The following is a 20,083-nucleotide window of genomic DNA, read 5'->3' on the forward strand; positions in this document are numbered from 1 at the left end:
ATTTACAAAGGTTCCAAATTACAATATTATACTGTATAAGTCTAAAAATTGTTACCTTAGTTACAGTTAATAGTTCACTTCCTAAAATAAGCGTTAATTATGAAGACATTAGACAGTTGGTTTGAGGAATATGCGGTAAGCCATCAAAATAAAACAAATATTGCCATTCATTTTATTTGTGTTCCTGCCATATTTTTTTCGATAGTAGGTTTGTTGATGAGTATTCCTAGTGGTATACTGGCAAGCATTATTCCTGGAACAAATCCATTTATAGAAAATTGGGCTTTTTTAATCCTATTAGTAGTGTTGTTTTTCTACGTAAGATTATCCATAAAAATGGCACTACAAATCTTATTGTTTTCGGGATTTTGTATTATAGCGAATTATTACATCGGGCAATATGCGCCTTTGTGGATGGTTTCTATAGGTATTTTTGCTTTGGCCTGGATCGGGCAATTTTATGGACACAAGATTGAAGGGAAAAAACCTTCGTTTATCAAAGATCTTCAGTTTTTATTGATCGGACCAGCTTGGGTAATTCAAAAAATGTTTGGAAAAAAATAAGATGACATTACAAGACTGGAAAGACTCAGGTTCTTATTTTACCTATAAGGATAAACATCAGGTATTTTATCAAAAATCAGGAGAAGGAGAGGTCCTTATTTTGGTACATGGTTTTCCTACTTCTTCCTGGGATTGGGAGAAAATTTGGAGCAGCTTAACTACCAAGTACGAAGTGCATACTTTGGATATGGTGGGATATGGATTTACTTCAAAACCTAAGGATTTCAAATATTCCATTGCGGCTCAGGTGGATTTATGGGAGTATTATCTTTCAGAACAAAAAATAGGCAAATTTCATATTCTGGCTCATGATTATGGAGATACAGTAGTGCAGGAAATGCTGGCGAGATATAAAGAGAACAAACAATACCCCTATGATATCCAATCAGTAGTGTTTTTGAATGGAGGGATGTTCCCTGAGACCAATTTTCCAACAATTACACAAAGACTTTTACTAACTCCGTTCGGAAACCTGCTAAAACATTTTATGGGCAGAAATACATTAGCCAAGAATTTTAAGAAAATTTTTGGAGCGTATACACAACCCAGTGCAGAAGAGATAGACGAGTTTTGGGAGGTAATAGATTATAATAGTGGTAAAGATGTGATTCCTAAGCTCATTAAATACTTAACAGAAAGAGATGTGCATAAAATCAGATGGAGAGAAGCCATTCAATACACAGATATGCCTAAACGCTTAATAGATGGGGGAGTAGATCCTATTTCAGGCAAGCATATGGCAGATTTCTATCAGGAAATCGTTCCCAATGCCGATGTGATCGTTTTGGAAGAGATAGGGCATTACCCACAAGTAGAGGCTCCCGAAAAAGTATTACAACATTATTACGAATTTCGGGATACCTTGTGAGAGACCTTTTAATCACGTTATTTACATGGTGTGATCAAAAAAGATGGCATTCATTAATAATTTGTTAGTTCCATACCAAAAGGCTCTAAAATTCGTATTGTCCGTAAATAGAATGATGTCACCTTTACCCAAATCGTTATGGCGGAACGGCACTGTTGTAGCCAAAGAATCCAGATTCTTTTTGCTAATGTATCCACTTAATAATGGGTTTTTGGTATACTGTATGGGGTTATTATAACTTTGGGTGTCTGGTTTTACAAAAAAGGTTGTATTTCTAAATAGAGCCACTTTATCTCGGGCATATCCAAAGTTAATAGGATGAGAACGATCTATGCTAGCCTCAAAAATAGCCCCTCCGATATGCTGCGCACCAGCAAAGTCTTGTTTTTGCTCGAACGAAATATTTTTCGCATCATTTTTTGGCCTTGCGAAATCGATATTCATGAATCCATTATTCTTAAAAAACTGTGCGGCGTTTCGGTAGCCGATCAATGTACCTCCGTTTCGGATCCAGGTCTTTAATTTCTCTACTTTTTCGCTACTGATATGTTGCCTGTAACTATTGGGAAGAATGATATGTGTGTACTTTGATAAGTCGATGCTTGCGAAGCGATCAGTGGTTATTTTTGTAATAGGAATGTCATATCGTTGATCCATCAGATGCCATATTTCTCCTGCATCATAAGGGGTGATTCCTTGTCCTGTGAATAGCGCTATTTTGGGTAAAGTTAAAGTTCTGAATTGATTACTCCCCAGATCAATGCCCAACGTTAATCCGGTCTGTACACCAGTAATATTAATATGATTTTCCGAAGCTACTTGTTCCAGTAGATTGTGAATCTGATCTGCACTCAAAATTTGATTTTGAATAGGAATGAGTATTGTACCATAATCATATTTTTTACCTTCGAGTTCAAAAGATTGTAAGCCTACTTTTGCTCGTAACCCTTTGGATAAGATTTGGTATAAAGCTTTAGGGCTATAATACTCATGCCATTGCATGAGGTAGGCGTAAGTACTTTTATTGACTGATGGAGTATTGCGAGGTTTAACGTCTGTAACTTTCGTACCCATGTTAGACAAAGGAGCATTTTCTGTATACTCCAGATTAAACGCCATGGGTAATGTCCATGCAGAAATATCATAAAAAAGACTATCCTGGAAAGTGGTTCTTTTTTCAAAAATAGCTTTTAATAGTCGCTTTTGACGTTGGTTTTTGGGAACTATATAGCTGTATCCTTTTTTGAACACTTTTCCGTCGATGGTTACATCTTGTTTTATTTCATGTAGTTCGATCTTATGTCTTTGTAACATTTCGGCTAAATGAAAAGTTGATGCTGCATCGTTCGTGTTCCCAAATAAATAAGCACCTTTAGCAGTTTCTTGTCTGGCATTTGCATAAAAATCACGTTTGTACGCAAGCAGCTCTTTTCGCATTTCTTGTACAGCCTCCAGCGTAGATAAAATAGTTGTGAATTGATTTCTTATCGTATACGGAAATGTAAGTAATCCATTAGCCGATTGCTGAGCATGACCTCTAGAGCTTCCCTGTTCGAATAAAATCCCAATCCCACCATTGATATCAGGAAACGTAGAACCCTTACCATAGTAGAAGTCATCAAAGTTTTCTTCGGTATAATATAAAGAGCCAATTTTATCTAGTGCTTTGGCATGAAAATTAGCGATCTTTTTGGTGAGTTGCTGGTTGAGTTTAGGAGTCAGCGGGTGCGTTCTCGATTGGATTCCTGGTTGGAAAAAGAAGGTGCTGTTTGTTCCCATTTCATGATGATCAGTGAGTACATTGGGATACCACTGATGAAAGGTGTTGATTCTGGCTCGAGATTCTGGCAATTGGGCAGGGAGCCAATCTCGGTTCATATCAAACCAATAGTGATTAGTACGACCTCCAGGCCATACTTCGCGGTATTCACGATCCTGCGGATCAGAACTTATGTTTTTGCTTTTATTTGTATTTGCCCAATAAGCAAAACGTTGCAATCCGTCTGGGTTTAAGGAAGGGTCAAATAAAATAACGGTATTGTTTAAGAGGTTTTCAATTTCAGGTCCCTGGGCTGCAGCAAGGTAATATGCTGCTACCAAGGCAGCATTAGCACCACTAGGTTCGTTACCGTGAATAGAAAATCCCTGGTAAACTACCGCAGGTAGGGATTCTAGATCAATAGTGCTAGTATTGCTTTCTACCAGTTCAAGATGCTGTTTCTGTATTTGGTCAATATTTTGATGATTTTTTTCTGACGTAATTGTAAGAAGAAGTATAGGACGATCTTCAAAGGTTTTTCCTCGGTTTTCGATCGTTATTCTCGAAGATGCTTGGGCAAGTGTAGTCATATAACTCACAAGTTTATCATGAGAAACGTGCCATTTTCCTGGAACAAAACCTAATACACTTTGTGGAGTAGGAATCGAGGGATCATAGGTAGTGTTTTTTGGGAGATAATATTCTAAAGAAAGGTTTTGTTGTGCGGTAGCGGTAATTCCTATTAAAAAAATAAACGCTGCGTAAAAGTACTTCATTTTTGAGCTGAGTTATTTTGTGAAGCGTGAATATAAAAAAAACCGCTTCAGAGAATGAAGCGGTTTACATAACTTTAACTTAACCTGTATGGCTTTGTCTTATATGTCGTCAAAACTTACGTCTGTAAAACTTTCAGTAGAAGCAGTAACTTCTTCAGTGCCTACAGCTGTCTTTTCATATGATTTTTGATAGTCTTTTTGGTGTCTTTCGCTAATCACTTCTTCACCTTTTTCATCAACAATGAAATTAGTCATCTCATTTAGGATTTCAGTAAATCCAGCGAAATCTTCTTTGTAAAGATAGATCTTGTGTTTCTTGTAGTGAAACGATCCGTCATCGTTAGTGAACTTTTTACTTTCTGTTATAGTTAGATAGTAATCTCCTGCTTTGGTAGCCCTAACATCAAAGAAATATGTTCTTCTTCCTGCTCTTAAAACTTTTGAGAAAATTTCTTCTTTCTCCATCATTTCATTGTCATTCATAATCCGTATTTCTTAATTAATTAATATACTATGATGGTTTCAAAAATCTAAAAAAATTGTTAATCGCACAAAAAAAGCTTAAATTTCTTTTTCATCGAGCTGTTTTAAATACAATTCTTTATAGTAACCATCTTCTGTGATTAGCTGATTATGAGTGCCTTGCTGGGTGATCTGTCCATCGTCTATGACTATGATTTTATCAGCGTTTTTGGTAGTGGATACACGATGACTTACTATAAATGTGGTTTTATCTTTAGAAATCTTCCCTAGATTAGACATAATCTCCTCTTCAGTCTCTGTATCTACTGCCGATAGGCAATCGTCAAATAAAAGTATAGATGGGTCTTTGATGATGGCTCTTGCAATTGATACTCTTTGTTTTTGTCCTCCGGATAATGTAATCCCACGCTCACCCAAAATAGTATTATAACCATTGGTAAAACCAACAATGTTTTTGTGTACTACGGCATTCTTTGCTGCTTGATATACTTCTTCGTCGGTAGCGTCTTCTTTTCCGAATTTAATGTTGTTTTTGATAGAATCACTAAATAAAAAAGCATCTTGTGGTACATAACCTATATGATTTCTGAGATCAAATAGATTGGTGTCTGTTATAGATCTACCATCTATTTCGATTACTCCAGAAGAGACATCGTATAGTCTTCCCAGTAGATCCAAAATAGTGGATTTTCCTGAACCTGTTTTACCGATAATACCAATAGTTTCGCCTTTGTTGATCTCAAAACTGATGTTTTTTAACGCTGTAATATTGGTGTCATCATAAATGAAGCTAACATCTTTAAACTTAATATTCCCTTGTATAGGAGTTTTTTGGGTTACTGTGTTTACAATCTCTGGTTCTTGGCTCAGAAATTCATTGATTCTTACCTGAGAGGCTTCTGCCTGCTGCACAATAGAGCTTACCCATCCTACAGTAGCTACCGGCCAGGTAAGCATATTTACATATAGTATGAATTGCACAATGACTCCTATTTCTTGTATCGTTCCGTCGAGATATTGTTTTCCTCCTACATAAATCACCAAGATATTACTGAACCCGATAAGCAATACCATCAAAGGAAAGAATAGTGCCTGTACCTTGGCAAGATCTAAATTTTTAGATTTACTGTTACTTGATAATTCGGTAAAGTTTTGATTGGTTTGCGGTTCAATACCGTATGCTTTTATGACTGTAATACCACTAAATGATTCTTGAGTAAAAGTGGTGAGTTTCGATAGAAACTCCTGCACAATGGTACTACGATTATGGATAGCGACACTTAATTTGTAAATAGAAACGGACAATATGGGCAGAGGAGCAACAGTATACAAGGTGAGTTCTGGAGCAATGCTGATCATATATCCAATCACCACGACGAATAGAGTTATGGTGTTTACACTATACATAATAGCAGGACCAACATACATTCTTACCTTGGATACATCTTCGCTGATACGATTCATCAGATCACCGGTTCTGTTTTTCTTATAGAAATTAAGTGATAATCTTTCGTAATGCTGAAAAACTTCATTTTTCAAATCAAACTCTATAAATCTGGAAACGACAATAAAGGTTTGACGCATTAAAAAGGTAAACAGTGCAGAAATTAAAACTGCCCCCAAAATGAGGAGGATATTAATAATGAGTCCGTTTTTTACTTCTGAAATATCAGTGACTTCGTTATTAATGTACTTCTCTACAATATCTACAGAATCTCCTACAATTGTAGGAACTAAGGTTGAGAAAATTCTAGCAATTACGGTAATTACTAAACCAATTAAAAGTCGGTATTTATACTTTAAAAAGTATTTGTTCAAATGGCGTAATGCACGCATGTAAGATCTTTTTGCAAGGGGTTAATTATTAAAGAATTCGTAAAATTTAACAGCTAAAAATTTTAATTTCATAAAAATGCATTATTTTAGCACTCTGATTTTGAATATTATATAATTTATAACCATTTAAATTTTTAATAAATGATAACCGAAGTGCTAACAGCAAATCAATTAAAAAAAGAAGCGCCCGTATTTGGACAACTATCTTTTGACAATCACGAACAAGTTGTTTTTTGTCAAGACAAAGATACAGGATTGAAGGCAATAATTGGTGTGCATAACACAATTTTAGGACCAGCATTAGGAGGAACTCGTATGTACGACTATGCATCAGAGTGGGATGCTCTTAATGATGTATTAAGGTTATCTAGAGGGATGACCTATAAGGCAGCAATCACTGGATTAAATCTAGGTGGTGGAAAAGCTGTGATTATAGGAGATCCAAAGAAAATCAAGACCCCAGAATTAATGACCCGTTTTGGTAAGTTTGTTCATACCTTAGGTGGGAAATATTACACTGCCGAAGATGTAGGTATGGAAACTTCTGATATGGATACAGTAAGAGAAGTTACTCCTTACGTAACTGGTATTTCTGAAGCCAAAGGAGGGGCAGGTAATCCTTCTCCTGTAACAGCTTATGGAGTATACATGGGGATGAAGGCAGCAACAAAATTCGCTTATGGGAATGATGCTTTGGCAGGAAAACGTATTTTGGTGCAAGGAATTGGTCATGTAGGTGAAGAATTAGTGCGTCTTGCTGCAGAAGAAGATGCGAAAGTGATTATTGCTGATATTAATGAAGAAAGACTACAGGAGGTAAGTAAGAAGTATGGAGCAGAGATTTACAGAGGAGAAGACCTGTATGCAGAAACTGCAGATATTTACGCTCCATGTGCACTTGGTGCTACTGTAAATGATGAGACCATTAATAAATTAAAAGTAAAAGTAATTGCTGGTGCAGCTAATAACCAGTTGGCCAACGAGAATATTCACGGTCCTCTACTTCAAAAGAAAGGAATAGTGTATGCTCCGGATTTCTTGATCAATGCAGGAGGTATCATTAATGTATATGCAGAGATTGAAGGTTACGGTAGAGAAGAGATCAAATCCAAGACCGAGAATATCTACAATACTACTTTGGATATTTTGAATAAATCAAAAGCAATGAACATCACCGCAAATACATCTGCGATGAGCATTGCAGAGGATCGAATTGCTGCAAGAAAAAAAGAGCAATTATAGAATTTTGAAAATTTAAAATTTAGCTACAGAAAAAAGAAATTTAAAGTAGTTAGATTAAAAATAATAGTATTTTTGCAGGGCGAAAGTTAAGTATACTTTCGCCCGTTTTTTTTGTATAAAGTTCTTTGTAATTATTCTATGTTAACCAGAAGACATATTAGAGTAAAAGTCATGCAGTCGCTCTATACCGTAGGGCAGACCCAAAGTGATAACCTTGATAAAGAAGAAAAATTCCTGCTATTTAGTATTGATCAGATGTACGATTTGTTTCTTATAAATCTGCAACTCCTTGTAGAAATTAAGAAACACGCAGCTGAGTTTCTAACCAAAAGCCAAAAAAAATATCTCGCTACTTCCGAAGAAAAAAATCCCAACACTAAATTTATCGATAATGAGGTGTTAGTATGGTTGGAAAGCAATGTAGAACTCAAGGAAAGCATCGAAAGAAAAAAATGAATTGTTGGGAACTTGATAGTGAGTATGTAGCCCTTTTATGGAAAGCTATTCAAGAGAGTGAAGTATATACAGATTATATGAGTACCAAACTGAGTTCTTTTAAGGAAGACAAAGAGTTTGTTCTGGATATCTTTAAAGAAGTAATTGCTCCCAACGAGAAACTGTACGATTATTTTGAAGATAAAAGGTTAACCTGGGTAGATGATTTGCCTTTGGTAAATACTGCAATCGTAAAGATGTTACGTAAAGCCAAAGCTTCTCATGATGAGCACAAATCTTTACCAAAGTTATATAAGGACGAAGAAGATAAAAAGTTTGCCATAGACATTTTCAGGAAGACGGTACTTAACGGAGATACATTTACCAAAGAGATCGATGGTAAAACACCAAATTGGGATCAGGACCGTATAGCAGAACTGGATAAAGCGATTATAAAAATGGCAATTTGCGAGTTTGTAAAGTTCCCTTCAATCCCTGTAAAAGTAACAATTAACGAATATTTAGAGATTGCAAAAGAATATAGTACTCCTAAAAGTAGTATTTTTATCAATGGTATTCTTGATAAATTATCAAAAGAGTATCAGAAGAATGGTAAACTAAATAAAGTTGGTAGGGGACTTATGTAGTTCAAAAAAATGTATTTTTAACCCTCAAATTAATTAAAAACCCAAGTAATGAAAAAAGGAATCTTAATTTTAGCCGGAATCTTTGCTATGACGATGGTGTCTTGTAAAGAAGATGCAACAAAAAAAGTTAAAGAAGAAAATGTTGAAATAGCGGCAGAAAGAGATGCAAAGAATACTGATTTTCCTGTAATGACATTTGCTGAAACTGAGTTTGATTTCGGTACAATCAATGAAGGAGATGTAGTTGAGCACACTTTTAAATTTACAAATACAGGAAAAGCTCCTTTAGTAATTGTAAGCGCAAAAGGAAGCTGTGGATGTACAGTGCCAGAGTGGCCGAAAGAACCAATTGCTCCTGGAGCAGAAGGTGAAATGTTGGTAAAGTTTAACTCAAATGGTAAGCCAAATCAGCAAACTAAGCAGGTAACTATTACTGCTAACACAGAAGCTGGAAAAGAAATTCTTAAGATTAAGGCAATGGTAACTCCAAAGGCTAAGCCAGCAGGAGGAGCACCAGCAGGAAACTAATATGGAACAAATACAATCATTTCTTCCTTTTATCCTGATCTTTGTGGTGATGTACTTTTTTATGATACGTCCACAAATGCAGAAGGCAAAAAAGGAAAGAAAATTTGCTGAAGACTTAAAAAAAGGAGATCGTGTAGTAACAAAAAGCGGTCTTCATGGTAAAGTTTTCGACTTTAGTGAAAAAAACAATGCTATTATTATTGAAACAGGAGCAGGGAAATTGACGTTTGACAGATCTGCGATCTCTTTGGAGATGAGCGAAAAGTTAAACAAACCCGCTACAGATAAGAAGTAATAACTAGCCTACTTGTTAAAAGCGCGATAAAATTATAACTAATTCTATCGCGCTTTTTTATTTTAGAAGTATTTGATGAAAGCTTTATGCCGTTTTCTTGCTAGCTGTTAGTTCTGCTATTCGTACAATCACTTCTACCGCTTTGATCATACTCTCTACAGGCACATACTCATAACGTCCATGAAAATTATGTCCTCCAGCAAAGATATTAGGACAAGGTAGGCCTTTAAAACTTAGTTGCGAACCATCTGTTCCTCCTCTGATAGGTTTGATAAGAGGGGTGATATCTAGAGATTTCATAGCTTCTTCAGCAATATCTACAATATGCATTACAGGTTCGACTTTTTCTCGCATATTATAATATTGATCATTGATGTCAACAGTAATAGGCTCGTTATTATATTTTGAGTTGATCGTTTGGGCCGTTTGAAGCATAAAAGCCTTCCTTTCTTCAAACTTCTCCTTATCATGATCTCTAATGATATAGTACAGTTTGGTTTCTTCTACATCACCTTTTATAGTATGTAAATGATAGAAACCTTCACGACCACTAGTATGTTCGGGTGTTTCTTTTTTAGGTAATGCGTTGATATAATCCTGAGCAATATACATGCTATTGATCATTTTTCCTTTGGCGTAGCCGGGGTGAACTATCTTTCCTTTTACTGTAACTACGGCGCCGGCAGCATTAAAGTTTTCGTATTCTAATTCTCCTATTTGACTACCGTCCATAGTATATGCCCAATCGGCTCCGAACTTGGATACATCAAATTTATGAGCACCTCTTCCTATTTCTTCATCAGGCGTGAATCCGATTCGTATTTTTCCATGTTTGATTTCAGGATGTTGAATCAAGTATTCCATTGCAGTAACAATTTCGGTGATCCCAGCCTTATCATCTGCTCCAAGAAGTGTAGTACCGTCTGTAGTGATTAGGGTTTGTCCCTTGTACTGCTGTAAATCTTCAAAATAATCAGGAGACAAAACAATGTTTTCGGCTTCGTTTAAAACGATATCCTTACCGTCATAATTTTCTACGATTTGTGGTTTTACATTGGCTCCGGTAAAATCAGGACTGGTATCAAAGTGAGAGATAAAACCAATGGTTGGCACTTCTTGGTCGATGTTCGAAGGAAGTGTGGCCATGATATATGCATTCTCATCTATAGTGACATCGCTTAGGCCTATTGCTTTCAATTCTTCTACTAGTTTGTTGGCTAGATCCCATTGTTTTTTGGTGCTGGGTGTGGTTTGGCTAGCAGGGTCACTTTCGGTGTCAATAGTAACGTAACTTATAAATCGATCTGTGATGTGTTTTTTAGAAATCATAAGACTTAAAATGTTGTATACTGAAGAATTCAAAAATACACTTTTATTAGAACCCTGTATAACTTATTTTTGCCAAGCAAATCCAGATACTCATGTATAAATTATTAATACGTCCTATACTTTTTAATTTTGACCCAGAAAAAGTACATCATTTTACATTTAGAATGATCAAATTTTTGTCTGCGCTTCCTCTTTTTTCTTCTCTGACCAGAAGCATATATCATGTAAATGATCCTAAATTGGAAAGAGAAGTTTTTGGATTGAAATTTAAAAACCCGGTAGGTCTGGCCGCAGGATTTGACAAGGATGCAAAACTGTTTAATGAGCTTCATGATTTTGGTTTTGGGTTTGTAGAAATTGGTACGTTAACACCAAAACCTCAAGGAGGAAATCCTAAAAAAAGATTGTTTCGTCTTAAAAAGGATAGCGCAATTATCAACCGAATGGGGTTCAATAATGGCGGAGTAGAGGATGCTGTAAAACGTTTAAAGAAAAACAAAGGAGTCCTGATAGGAGGGAACATCGGTAAGAATAAGGTAACGCCAAACGAAAATGCAACTGACGACTATATCATTTGTTTTGATGCTCTATTTGATCATGTAGATTATTTTGTGGTAAACGTAAGTTCACCCAATACCCCTAATCTTAGAGCTTTGCAGGATAAGGAACCGCTAACACAACTTTTGAATACCTTACAGGAGAAAAACTTGAAAAAGCCTTCTCCAAAACCAATCTTGTTGAAAATTGCACCAGACCTTACTAATGATCAATTGTTGGATATTATTGATATTGTAAAGACGACAAAAATAGCAGGTGTTATTGCAACAAATACTACAATCTCCAGAAAAGGATTACAATCCAATCTTACATTGGCAAACGAAAAAGGGGGACTTAGTGGTAAACCCCTTACCAATAGATCTACAGAAGTTATCCGATTTTTGTCTGAAGAAAGTAATAAAGCTTTTCCTATAATTGGAGTAGGAGGTATACATACCGTAGAGGATGCTCTAGAAAAGCTAGAAGCAGGAGCAAGCCTGGTGCAATTATATACAGGATTTATCTACGAAGGGCCTAAACTGATCAAACGCATCAATAAAGCGTTATTACAAAACAAATAGTATGGATATTAATTATGAAATCCTATACACTTTTGTTTTAGCAACTGCTGCGCTATCCATTTCGCCAGGTCCAGATAACATCTTTGTCTTGATGCAAAGTATGGCAAATGGGAAAAAATATGGCCTCTCTGTAGTGGCTGGACTGATGACTGGCTGTATCATACATACTTCTCTATTAGCGTTTGGGGTATCGGTGATCATAAAACAAAGCGAAACACTCTTTTTTATTATCAAATTGTTTGGGGCGCTTTATCTGTTCTTTTTGGCGTATAAAGTGTTCAGAAGTGAATCTTCCATTCAATTATCGGAAGTTGGTGTGCCCAAAAAGAATCCATTGCAATTGTTTAAGCAAGGGTTTATTATGAACCTTTTAAACCCAAAAGTTTCCATCTTTTTTTAGCTTTCTTTCCCGGGTTTTTATTTAGTCAAGAATTAAGTACTGTGGTGCAGTTTTATGTGTTGGGACTGTTGTTTATCTTGGTGTCATTTGTGGTGTTTGGATTAATCGCCGTACTGGCGGGAGCTATTTCAGAGTATCTTAAGAAAAATGCAAGGGTAGGAGTTGTTCTTAAATGGCTACAAATTATCGTTTTTATAGGGATAGGGGTTTTTGTTCTTTTTTCTGAAAAATAAAGAAATAAGCCCCCTGTAATCAAGAGGCTTACATTTTATCTAGATAGTAGAAGAAATCTAAAAAGTACATTGATTAGCTGCATTGTTACATTCTGTTTGAATGTTCGCTAACCTAAGCCTAAACTCTGCAGAGTTAGCAATTCCATTAGCTACAGCTCTAATTCCTCGATCGTAAAAGACGTTTGTCCAACCTTTTCCACCATTTACATCCGGTTCTCTAAGCAATAAACCTCGATAAGCGATATAAATAAATTTATGTACTTCTACACTGTTTAAATTATTTCTTGAAAGAAAACTGTGGTATTGTGAGTTCCATTTTACACTCGCTTCGTTTGATGTGATAAACCCTTTGGCCAGATCATCAAACCCTTGAGTTAAAAGAACCTGGATCCATCCATTTACTATTTGTGTGCTTTCTGGGCACCTTCTTAAATAGGATAGATAAGCAAGTCTCACTACACAATGCGCGTCAAATGCTGGTGGCTGTGGGATATCAGGCGGAGTAAAATCTGGGCGATCTAGTAATGGATAAATTTTACCTGTGTTTTCTATATTCTCTGTAGTGTCTACGGCTTCTACAGGTGGTTCAAAAGTATCTTCTTCTTTCTCACAAGAAACAATAAGGAACAATGCTAAAAAGATAAGAAGTACAAAAAGGTAGCGTAATTTTAGATTTTGAGTTTTCATAAAAGTTTTGTTTTAAGATTTGTATAAAATTGATTGTTTTAAATTGTGAAATCACCAATAAGAAGGCCTAAGAAACACTGCTTTGAACCAGAGGTAAAGCAGTGCTCCATCCTTGGCTAGGCAACGACGTCAATGACATCAAAACAGATGTATTCGCTACCTACCCAGTCACAGACCATATTATCCTCGGCACCTCCTTTAATTGTTTTAGTTTGTTCTCTTTGTAATACTTGTATTCCTTCGATGTTTAAAATTTGATTGTGCTTCATGTGGTATAAATTAATTATGGTCTTACTCTGTTTTTAGGATTTTCAGATTCCTCCTTGATTTAAAATGATTTGAAATTTATGATTGAAGTATATTCAAATTTAAAAGGGTATATGTCTTAAAAACAAAGGTTTAAAGTCTGGTTTCCAGAATAGGGAGTAGGATTTCCGGAAACCAGACCTTATAGTTTTTCTTAGAAATTTATAGATGAAACCTATAGAAATACAGGGTGTTTTTGGAGATGATACCTTTTAAAATGGTATATTTACTACACATCAATCAATCACATTTACTACCAAATGTTTTTTGTTTTAGTTGCAGATTGGCTTAATTGAATGTAGTATATGGTTATATAAACATTTGGTGGTGTTATACATTCTTAAAACCTAATGAATAAAATAGCACGAATAGCACGGTTTTTAGTTCTTTTGTGGTGCTCGAATCTAACATTTTCTCAATCTCTTGATGAACACTTCGTAGTGCCAGATTCCCTTAAGTCATTTTCTTACGAAGAAGTTTTGGAAAAATTCTGGGATAGTTATGAAGACGACGTTAAATCCATTCCTTATTTAAAAACCTGTTTGGCAAAAGCTGTTCAGGCAAATGATAGCCTTAAAATGGCGGAGATTTATGCTCGATTTTACTTTTATGAAGAAAATGATTCCTTAAAACTAGAGTATTTAAATAAGTCCATATCATTATCCAAAAATCTAGGGCACACACTATATCCTACTTTCCCGTATTCATCAAAAGGTAATTTTTATTTCGAGAAATGGGATTACGAAAATGCACTGGATAATTATTTGAAAGCTTTGGACTATTCCAAAAAGAATAAAAATGAAAGCTTTCAATATATGGTGGAATACAATATCGGGCTTATAAAAACTAAACTAGAAAAGCATGATGAGGCTTTGCAAATCTTCAAAAGGAGTAGACAGCATCAAGAAAAAAAGGGCATAAGAGATACTATTGATTATTTAGATATCATGGTACATCTTACAGAATCATACACTAAAAACAATAAAATAGATTCATCTGATTATTATATCGCTCGAACTTTTTCTTCTCTAAATTATTATGACGAGAATTTATACTATCAATTACTTCTTAACCAAGGCGTCAATTTTTATTATAAAAAAGAATATCTAAATGCTGAGAAAACCTTAAGAGTGACCTTACCCTATCTCAAAAAGATAGAGGACAAAGCATTTCTGGTCAAGGCCTATTATTATTTGGGTAAAATAAAAGAATCGTTAGTACATCATGAAGAATCCATCTTCTTTTACAAGCGTATAGATTCTGTTTTTAATCATACTCAATTTATAGTTCCCGAAGTAAGAGAGGGATATTTGTTTCTGATTAATAATTATAAAGCCGAACAAGATTTCGAAAATCAGTTGTTTTATGTGGATCGACTTTTAAAATTTGATAGCATTATGCGTAAGAATAATACGCAGGTCAATGAAAAGATGGTCAAGCAATACGATACTGCTAACCTTCTGGCAGAAAAGGAAAAATTAATTGAAATGGTTTATGCTAAAAATTCAAATTTCAAGATTTACATATGGATCTTGGTGGGTATTGTTTTTGGGGTAACTATTTTGTTCTACTATCAATTTCAGAAAAGAAAATTATATGCTAAGCGATTTAATGAATTGATGGAAGAAGAAAGTCGAAGAAGTGAAAAAATGGTTGCAGAGTCTGTGATGGATGCAAAAGCGGGAGAGATTAAAAAACTGAAAATAGCCGAAGAGATTAAAGCAGATATTTTGGCCAAAATTGAGAAGTTTGAGGAAAATAAAGAGTTTCTTGAGCCTAACATTACCACCAATAGTTTGGCGGCACAATTTAAAACCAACAGCAAGTACGTTTCTCGGATTGTGAACATTTATAAAGAGAAAAATTTTACGAATTATATTAATGACTTGAGGGTAGAGTATTTGATAGAGGAGTTAAAAACGAATAAAAAGTTTAGAAACTATACCATTAAAGCGATTTCTGGTGAGATCGGTTTTAATACTACAGAGGCCTTTTCAAAATACTTTCATAAAAAAACAGGGCTGTACCCTTCTTATTTTATCAAACGAATAACAGAGTACGAGGATGAATTGGAGGTACCTGCTTAACTAGGGTTGATTTAACTTTTTTTTGATGGTCTGATTTCCGGAAACCAGACAGTTAACGGTTGGTTAAGCCTTTGAATACAAGGGAAAAACTATACATTTAGGTAATCAATCCTTAAAACTCAGTCACAATGAAAAGAAATGCAAAAAAAAGTAGTATCCGTTTAAAGAAGATCCAAATTGCTCAAATTACCAACCTCTCTTATATAAAAGGTGGTTTTGGACCCGATACCCAATCAAATCATAAAACATGTACCAAAACTTGCGCAGATAATCCTGATGTGCCATGGGTGTAAAAAGGGAAAATTATCTACAAGATAAAAATCATGTTACAGTGATATGGAGATTACGATAATTATAAAAAGCACTTGATTCAAATTAAGTGCTTTTTTTACGAAGTCACACGTTTGGAAATAGTGGATGCATAAAATTTTCCTAAGAATATTAGTGATTCTTTTAATTCTGAAAAATAATCATACTTTTATAGGCGTAACTGAATATTTTCTATTTTGATCTGCTAAAATGGCCGAAAAAGTAAAAATTATTGAATGTCCTAGAGATGCAATGCAGGGCATTAAAGAATTTATCCCAACCGAAAAAAAGTACAATACATTCAATCTTTATTGAGATGTGGTTTTGACACTATTGATTTCGGAAGTTTTGTTTCGCCAAAAGCTATTCCACAAATGGTAGATACTGCAGAAGTACTATCCCGATTAGACTTGTCTAATACAGAAAGTAAGTTGTTAGCTATTATTGCCAATGTGCGTGGGGCAAATGATGCTGCACAACACGAAGCTATTGATTATTTGGGATATCCATTCTCGATTTCAGAAAATTTTCAGATGCGTAATACACATAAGACCATTGCAGAGTCTGTAGAAACACTTAAGGCTATTTTGGATATTGCTGGCAATGCCAACAAAGAAGTGGTTGCTTATCTCTCTATGGGGTTTGGTAATCCTTATGGGGATCCCTGGAATGTAGATATTGTTGGGGAATGGACAGAGAAATTAAACAAGATGGGGGTAAAAATACTTTCACTATCAGATACTGTGGGTACCTCTACTCCAGAAATTATTGATTATCTCTATTCAAATTTGATCCCTAAGTATCCCGATATCGAATTTGGGGCGCATTTACATACTACGCCGACCACTTGGCACGAAAAAGTAGATGCTGCTTACAAAGCAGGTTGTAGAAGATTTGATGGTGCAATACAAGGTTTTGGAGGTTGTCCTATGGCAAAGGATGAATTAACAGGAAATATGCCTACAGAACGTATGATTTCTTATTTTACCACAGTTCAAGCGGATACAAATATTAGAACACTAAGTTTTGAGTCCTCGCATAATGAGGCGTCCAAAATATTTTCGGTATATCACTAAACAACAAACTAAAATGAAAGGAATTTTAAAAAAAGTAGGAATAGCACTCTTGGTCGTATTGGTAGTTCTTCAATTCGTAAGACCAGATAAAAATGAGTCTGGATATGAGTCTGTAGCCTATTTCGAAAAAGAAACCAAGCCTTCTCCTGAGATACAACAAATACTGAAAACCAAATGTTACGATTGCCATAGTAATCAAACCATATATCCTTGGTATGCAGAAGTTGCTCCTGTGTCGTATTGGATTGATCATCATGTAGAAGAAGGAAAAGAACATTTTAATGTATCCGCTTGGGAAGGATATAGCGTTAAAAAGAAAGATCATAAGTTAGAAGAGTTCATAGAAGAAGTAGAAGAGGGAGAGATGCCACTTTCATCATACACTTGGTTGCATAGTAATCTTGAAGAAGCAGAAAAAGAACAATTGATCAATTGGGTAAAACAGGTAAGAAGTCAATATTCTGTGGCAGAATAAGTTACTGTAAGTATTCTATTTGATACCGTTTTCGGAAGGTCAAGCCTATATTATCTTTAGGTTAATTTTATTTAGATTTATTACAAATAAAGTTTGTGAGATGCATTTATATCTATATATTTGCCCACATAAATATTACTATTTGAATTAAGTCTAAATAAAAAGTCAATGAAAATCAATCACTTATTAAAAGTTATATGTTTATCCGGAGTTGCTGTATTAGGATCATGCTCTTCTGATGATGATACACCTGATACAGGGATTAATGCACCTGCAACCTATGTTTTTGAGCGTAACGGAGAATCTTCTGTTAGTTTTAGTGGGCAAACCACTAGAATTAAGATGGGTGAGGAGATCCTTACCGCATTTATGACAGAGACTTTGGATGAAGCTACAATCGATGCTATGTTTGCGCACGTTGAAGGAGCAAACGATTTTTCTGAGGCAGATCTTAATGCATCAGACAAAAGCGTAAGAAGTAAAACCGCGGCTTCTCGCGATTATTTTTCTGCAAATACTACTGATGCTACTGCAATCAAAGCCGAATTTGATGCTTTTATTAAAGGGCAGGTAGATGAGGTATTCCCAAATTGGGGTACAACTGCAGTGGCAGGAACACCTGGTGTAATCCAAGAAGCAGGAGGTGGATCTGATCGATATGTAAACGCCAAAGGATTAGAATTAAATCAAGCATTTAATAAAGGATTAATTGGAGCACTAATGGTGGACCAGGCATTGAATAACTATTTGGGTGTTGCGGTTTTGGATGAGGCTGAAAACAGAGCTAATAATGATAATGATGTGCTAGCTGAAGGTAATAACTACACCACTATGGAGCATAAATGGGATGAAGCCTATGGATATGCTTACGGAACTTCGGCAAATACTGCTAATCCAAACCCTACTATTGGAGATGATGACAGTTTCTTAAACAAGTATATAGGACGAGTAGAAGGAGATCCTGATTTTGCGGGTATTGCCGAAGAGATATTTGATGCTTTCAAATTGGGTAGAGCGGCAATCGTTGCAAAGAGATATGATATTCGTGATGCGCAATCTGCTATCTTAAGAAGAAAAATCTCTGAAGTTGTAGGGATTAGAGCAGTATATTACCTACAGCAAGGTAAGAATGGTCTTGAAGCTGGTACTGTAGATTTTGCAAGTGTATTCCACGATCTTTCTGAAGGGTATGGATTTATTTACAGTCTACAATTTACAAGAAATCCAGATACGAATGCTCCTTACTTTAGCAGAACGGAAGTACAAGGGTTTATTAGTCAATTGATGGGAGGTACCAATGGTTTATGGGATGTTACTCCTGCAACGTTACAATCAATTTCTGAAGCTATCGCTGCAAGATTTGACTTCACTGTTGAGCAAGCTGGTAGCACTAATTAATGAAACAAAACATAAAATCGTAAAAAAGAGGAGGGAAAACAGTATGTTTTCAACCTCTTTTTTTACATTTGCAAAACTTATTAAGAATAAATAAAAATAATATGAAGAAGTTGCTAGGTTCATTTTTCGTTTTGATGCTTTTGGCATCCGCTTGTTCTACAAGTGATGATGGTGGAGAAGCAGGAGGAGATAGTTTTGACAGAGCTGCAATGTTGGTAAATTTTGCAGATAATATCATCATCCCGTCATTACAAAAGTTTTCTACAGATATAACGGCTTTAGATCAAGCAACTACTGCTTTTACTGCCGATGCCAATGAAACAAATTTATTGGCTTTAAGAACAGCATGGTCTAATGCATATTTATCTTGGCAAGCGGTAGGGATGTTCGAGATTGGAAAGGCAGAAGAGTTATCGTATAGAAACTTTATGAACGTTTTTCCGGTTAATGCAGCAAATATTGATGCTAATATTACTTCAGAATCTTATGATCTAGGCGCTGTAGCTGCTCAAGATGAACAAGGTTTTGGAGCTTTAGATTATATGATCAATGGGTTAGCGACTGCAGATGCAGATATCGTTGCTTTTTATACCGATGCAACCAATGGTAGCAAATACATTTCCTACTTAACAGACCTAGTAGACCGAATGAACAATTTGACTACAGAAGTACTGGCAGATTGGAATGGTGATTACAGAGCAACTTTTGTTGGTAATAGTGGATCTTCTGCTACAAGTTCTGTAGATAAAATCGCTAATGACTTTATATTTCATTACGAAAAACACCTAAGAGCTGGAAAAGTAGGAATACCAGCAGGAGTATTTGGTACTCAAACTTTTGATGACAAAGTAGAAGCTTTTTATAAAGGAGACTTTTCTAAAGCCCTATTTAATGCCAATTTGGACGCAATGCAGGATTTCTTTAACGGGAAACATTTTGGAAGCAATGCTACAGGAGAGAGTTTTAAAACCTATTTGGATTTCTTGAATACTATAAAAGAAGGTGAAGACCTTGCTGAGATCATCAATAATCAATTTAATCTTTCACGAACTACTGCTGCCGGTTTGGATGATAGTTTTACAGAACAAGTTCGTTCCAATAATAATCTAATGCTGAATACCTATGATGAACTTCAAAAAAATGTAGTTCATTTAAAAGTAGATATGCTACAAGCATTTTCAGTTAGAGTTGATTTTGTTGATGCAGATGGTGACTAGTATTATATCTTGATT

At 35.4% G+C, this 20,083-nt stretch carries 17 protein-coding genes and 3 pseudogenes; 14 read left to right on the plus strand and 6 right to left on the minus strand.

Annotated features, from left to right (window positions below; all coding sequences use genetic code 11):
- Positions 1–99 precede the first annotated feature (99 nt).
- Entirely contained in the window at positions 100–564 is a 465-nt protein-coding gene (locus tag AC0L3Q_RS06980; RefSeq protein WP_473285912.1) for an Mpo1 family 2-hydroxy fatty acid dioxygenase, read from the plus strand.
- Positions 551–1,432 (plus strand): alpha/beta fold hydrolase, encoded by an 882-nt coding sequence (locus AC0L3Q_RS06985; RefSeq protein ID WP_473285913.1) that lies wholly within the window; start codon positions 551–553, stop codon positions 1,430–1,432. Before AC0L3Q_RS06980 ends, AC0L3Q_RS06985 begins: the two co-directional genes overlap by 14 nt.
- 21 nt (positions 1,433–1,453) lie before the next feature.
- Here AC0L3Q_RS06985 and AC0L3Q_RS06990 read toward each other — a convergent pair whose 3' ends face one another.
- The 3 genes from AC0L3Q_RS06990 to AC0L3Q_RS07000 form a co-directional block, all read right to left on the minus strand.
- Positions 1,454–3,967, minus strand: a complete 2,514-nt coding sequence (locus AC0L3Q_RS06990) for a M14 family metallopeptidase (RefSeq protein ID WP_473285914.1) — start codon at positions 3,965–3,967, stop codon at positions 1,454–1,456.
- 99 nt (positions 3,968–4,066) lie between these two features.
- Positions 4,067–4,450, minus strand: a complete 384-nt coding sequence (locus tag AC0L3Q_RS06995) for a PUR family DNA/RNA-binding protein (RefSeq protein ID WP_473285915.1) — start codon at positions 4,448–4,450, stop codon at positions 4,067–4,069.
- A 78-nt stretch (positions 4,451–4,528) separates the two neighbouring features.
- The gene (locus AC0L3Q_RS07000) at positions 4,529–6,286 is read right to left on the minus strand and encodes an ABC transporter ATP-binding protein (protein WP_473285916.1); all 1,758 of its coding nucleotides are present in this window, start codon (positions 6,284–6,286) and stop codon (positions 4,529–4,531) included.
- A 141-nt stretch (positions 6,287–6,427) separates the two neighbouring features.
- Here AC0L3Q_RS07000 and AC0L3Q_RS07005 point away from each other — a divergent pair, with 141 nt between their 5' ends.
- From AC0L3Q_RS07005 to yajC, 4 genes and pseudogenes are all read left to right on the plus strand, one after another.
- Positions 6,428–7,528 carry a Glu/Leu/Phe/Val family dehydrogenase gene (locus AC0L3Q_RS07005; RefSeq protein ID WP_473285917.1) on the plus strand — a complete coding sequence of 367 codons (1,101 nt, stop codon included), beginning with the start codon at positions 6,428–6,430 and terminating at the stop codon, positions 7,526–7,528.
- Positions 7,529–7,699: 171 nt separating this feature from the next.
- A pseudogene (gene nusB, locus AC0L3Q_RS07010) lies at positions 7,700–8,610 on the plus strand (transcription antitermination factor NusB).
- Between the two features lie 48 nt (positions 8,611–8,658).
- Positions 8,659–9,138, plus strand: a complete 480-nt coding sequence (locus AC0L3Q_RS07015) for a DUF1573 domain-containing protein (RefSeq protein WP_473285918.1) — start codon at positions 8,659–8,661, stop codon at positions 9,136–9,138.
- 1 nt (position 9,139) lies between these two features.
- Positions 9,140–9,433 carry a preprotein translocase subunit YajC gene (gene yajC / locus AC0L3Q_RS07020; RefSeq protein WP_473285919.1) on the plus strand — a complete coding sequence of 98 codons (294 nt, stop codon included), beginning with the start codon at positions 9,140–9,142 and terminating at the stop codon, positions 9,431–9,433.
- An 84-nt stretch (positions 9,434–9,517) separates the two neighbouring features.
- Here yajC and pepT read toward each other — a convergent pair whose 3' ends face one another.
- Positions 9,518–10,762 (minus strand): peptidase T, encoded by a 1,245-nt coding sequence (gene pepT / locus AC0L3Q_RS07025; RefSeq protein ID WP_473286909.1) that lies wholly within the window; start codon positions 10,760–10,762, stop codon positions 9,518–9,520.
- Between the two features lie 92 nt (positions 10,763–10,854).
- Between pepT and AC0L3Q_RS07030 the strand changes: the two genes are divergently transcribed.
- Together AC0L3Q_RS07030 and AC0L3Q_RS07035 are read left to right on the plus strand one after the other, a co-directional pair.
- Positions 10,855–11,880, plus strand: a complete 1,026-nt coding sequence (locus AC0L3Q_RS07030) for a quinone-dependent dihydroorotate dehydrogenase (RefSeq protein WP_473285920.1) — start codon at positions 10,855–10,857, stop codon at positions 11,878–11,880.
- A gap of 1 nt (position 11,881) precedes the next feature.
- A pseudogene (locus AC0L3Q_RS07035) lies at positions 11,882–12,513 on the plus strand (LysE family translocator).
- Positions 12,514–12,570: 57 nt separating this feature from the next.
- Here AC0L3Q_RS07035 and AC0L3Q_RS07040 read toward each other — a convergent pair.
- Together AC0L3Q_RS07040 and AC0L3Q_RS07045 are read right to left on the minus strand one after the other, a co-directional pair.
- The gene (locus AC0L3Q_RS07040) at positions 12,571–13,200 is read right to left on the minus strand and encodes a hypothetical protein (RefSeq protein ID WP_473285921.1); all 630 of its coding nucleotides are present in this window, start codon (positions 13,198–13,200) and stop codon (positions 12,571–12,573) included.
- 116 nt (positions 13,201–13,316) lie between these two features.
- The gene (locus AC0L3Q_RS07045) at positions 13,317–13,469 is read right to left on the minus strand and encodes a hypothetical protein (protein ID WP_473285922.1); all 153 of its coding nucleotides are present in this window, start codon (positions 13,467–13,469) and stop codon (positions 13,317–13,319) included.
- Between the two features lie 387 nt (positions 13,470–13,856).
- Here AC0L3Q_RS07045 and AC0L3Q_RS07050 point away from each other — a divergent pair, with 387 nt between their 5' ends.
- From AC0L3Q_RS07050 to AC0L3Q_RS07075, 6 genes and pseudogenes are all read left to right on the plus strand, one after another.
- Positions 13,857–15,593, plus strand: a complete 1,737-nt coding sequence (locus tag AC0L3Q_RS07050; RefSeq protein ID WP_473285923.1) for a helix-turn-helix domain-containing protein — start codon at positions 13,857–13,859, stop codon at positions 15,591–15,593.
- 128 nt (positions 15,594–15,721) lie between these two features.
- Positions 15,722–15,886, plus strand: a complete 165-nt coding sequence (locus tag AC0L3Q_RS07055; protein ID WP_473285924.1) for a hypothetical protein — start codon at positions 15,722–15,724, stop codon at positions 15,884–15,886.
- 226 nt (positions 15,887–16,112) lie between these two features.
- Positions 16,113–16,978, plus strand: a pseudogene (locus AC0L3Q_RS07060) (hydroxymethylglutaryl-CoA lyase).
- Between the two features lie 13 nt (positions 16,979–16,991).
- On the plus strand, positions 16,992–17,453 hold the full coding sequence (locus AC0L3Q_RS07065) for a heme-binding domain-containing protein (RefSeq protein WP_473285925.1): 462 nt from the start codon (positions 16,992–16,994) through the stop codon (positions 17,451–17,453).
- 168 nt (positions 17,454–17,621) lie between these two features.
- Positions 17,622–18,851, plus strand: a complete 1,230-nt coding sequence (locus AC0L3Q_RS07070; RefSeq protein ID WP_473285926.1) for a DUF4856 domain-containing protein — start codon at positions 17,622–17,624, stop codon at positions 18,849–18,851.
- A 101-nt stretch (positions 18,852–18,952) separates the two neighbouring features.
- Positions 18,953–20,068, plus strand: a complete 1,116-nt coding sequence (locus tag AC0L3Q_RS07075) for an imelysin family protein (protein WP_473285927.1) — start codon at positions 18,953–18,955, stop codon at positions 20,066–20,068.
- Positions 20,069–20,083 lie beyond the last annotated feature (15 nt).

This window comes from Aquimarina sp. KJ22-3, assembly GCF_055808215.1.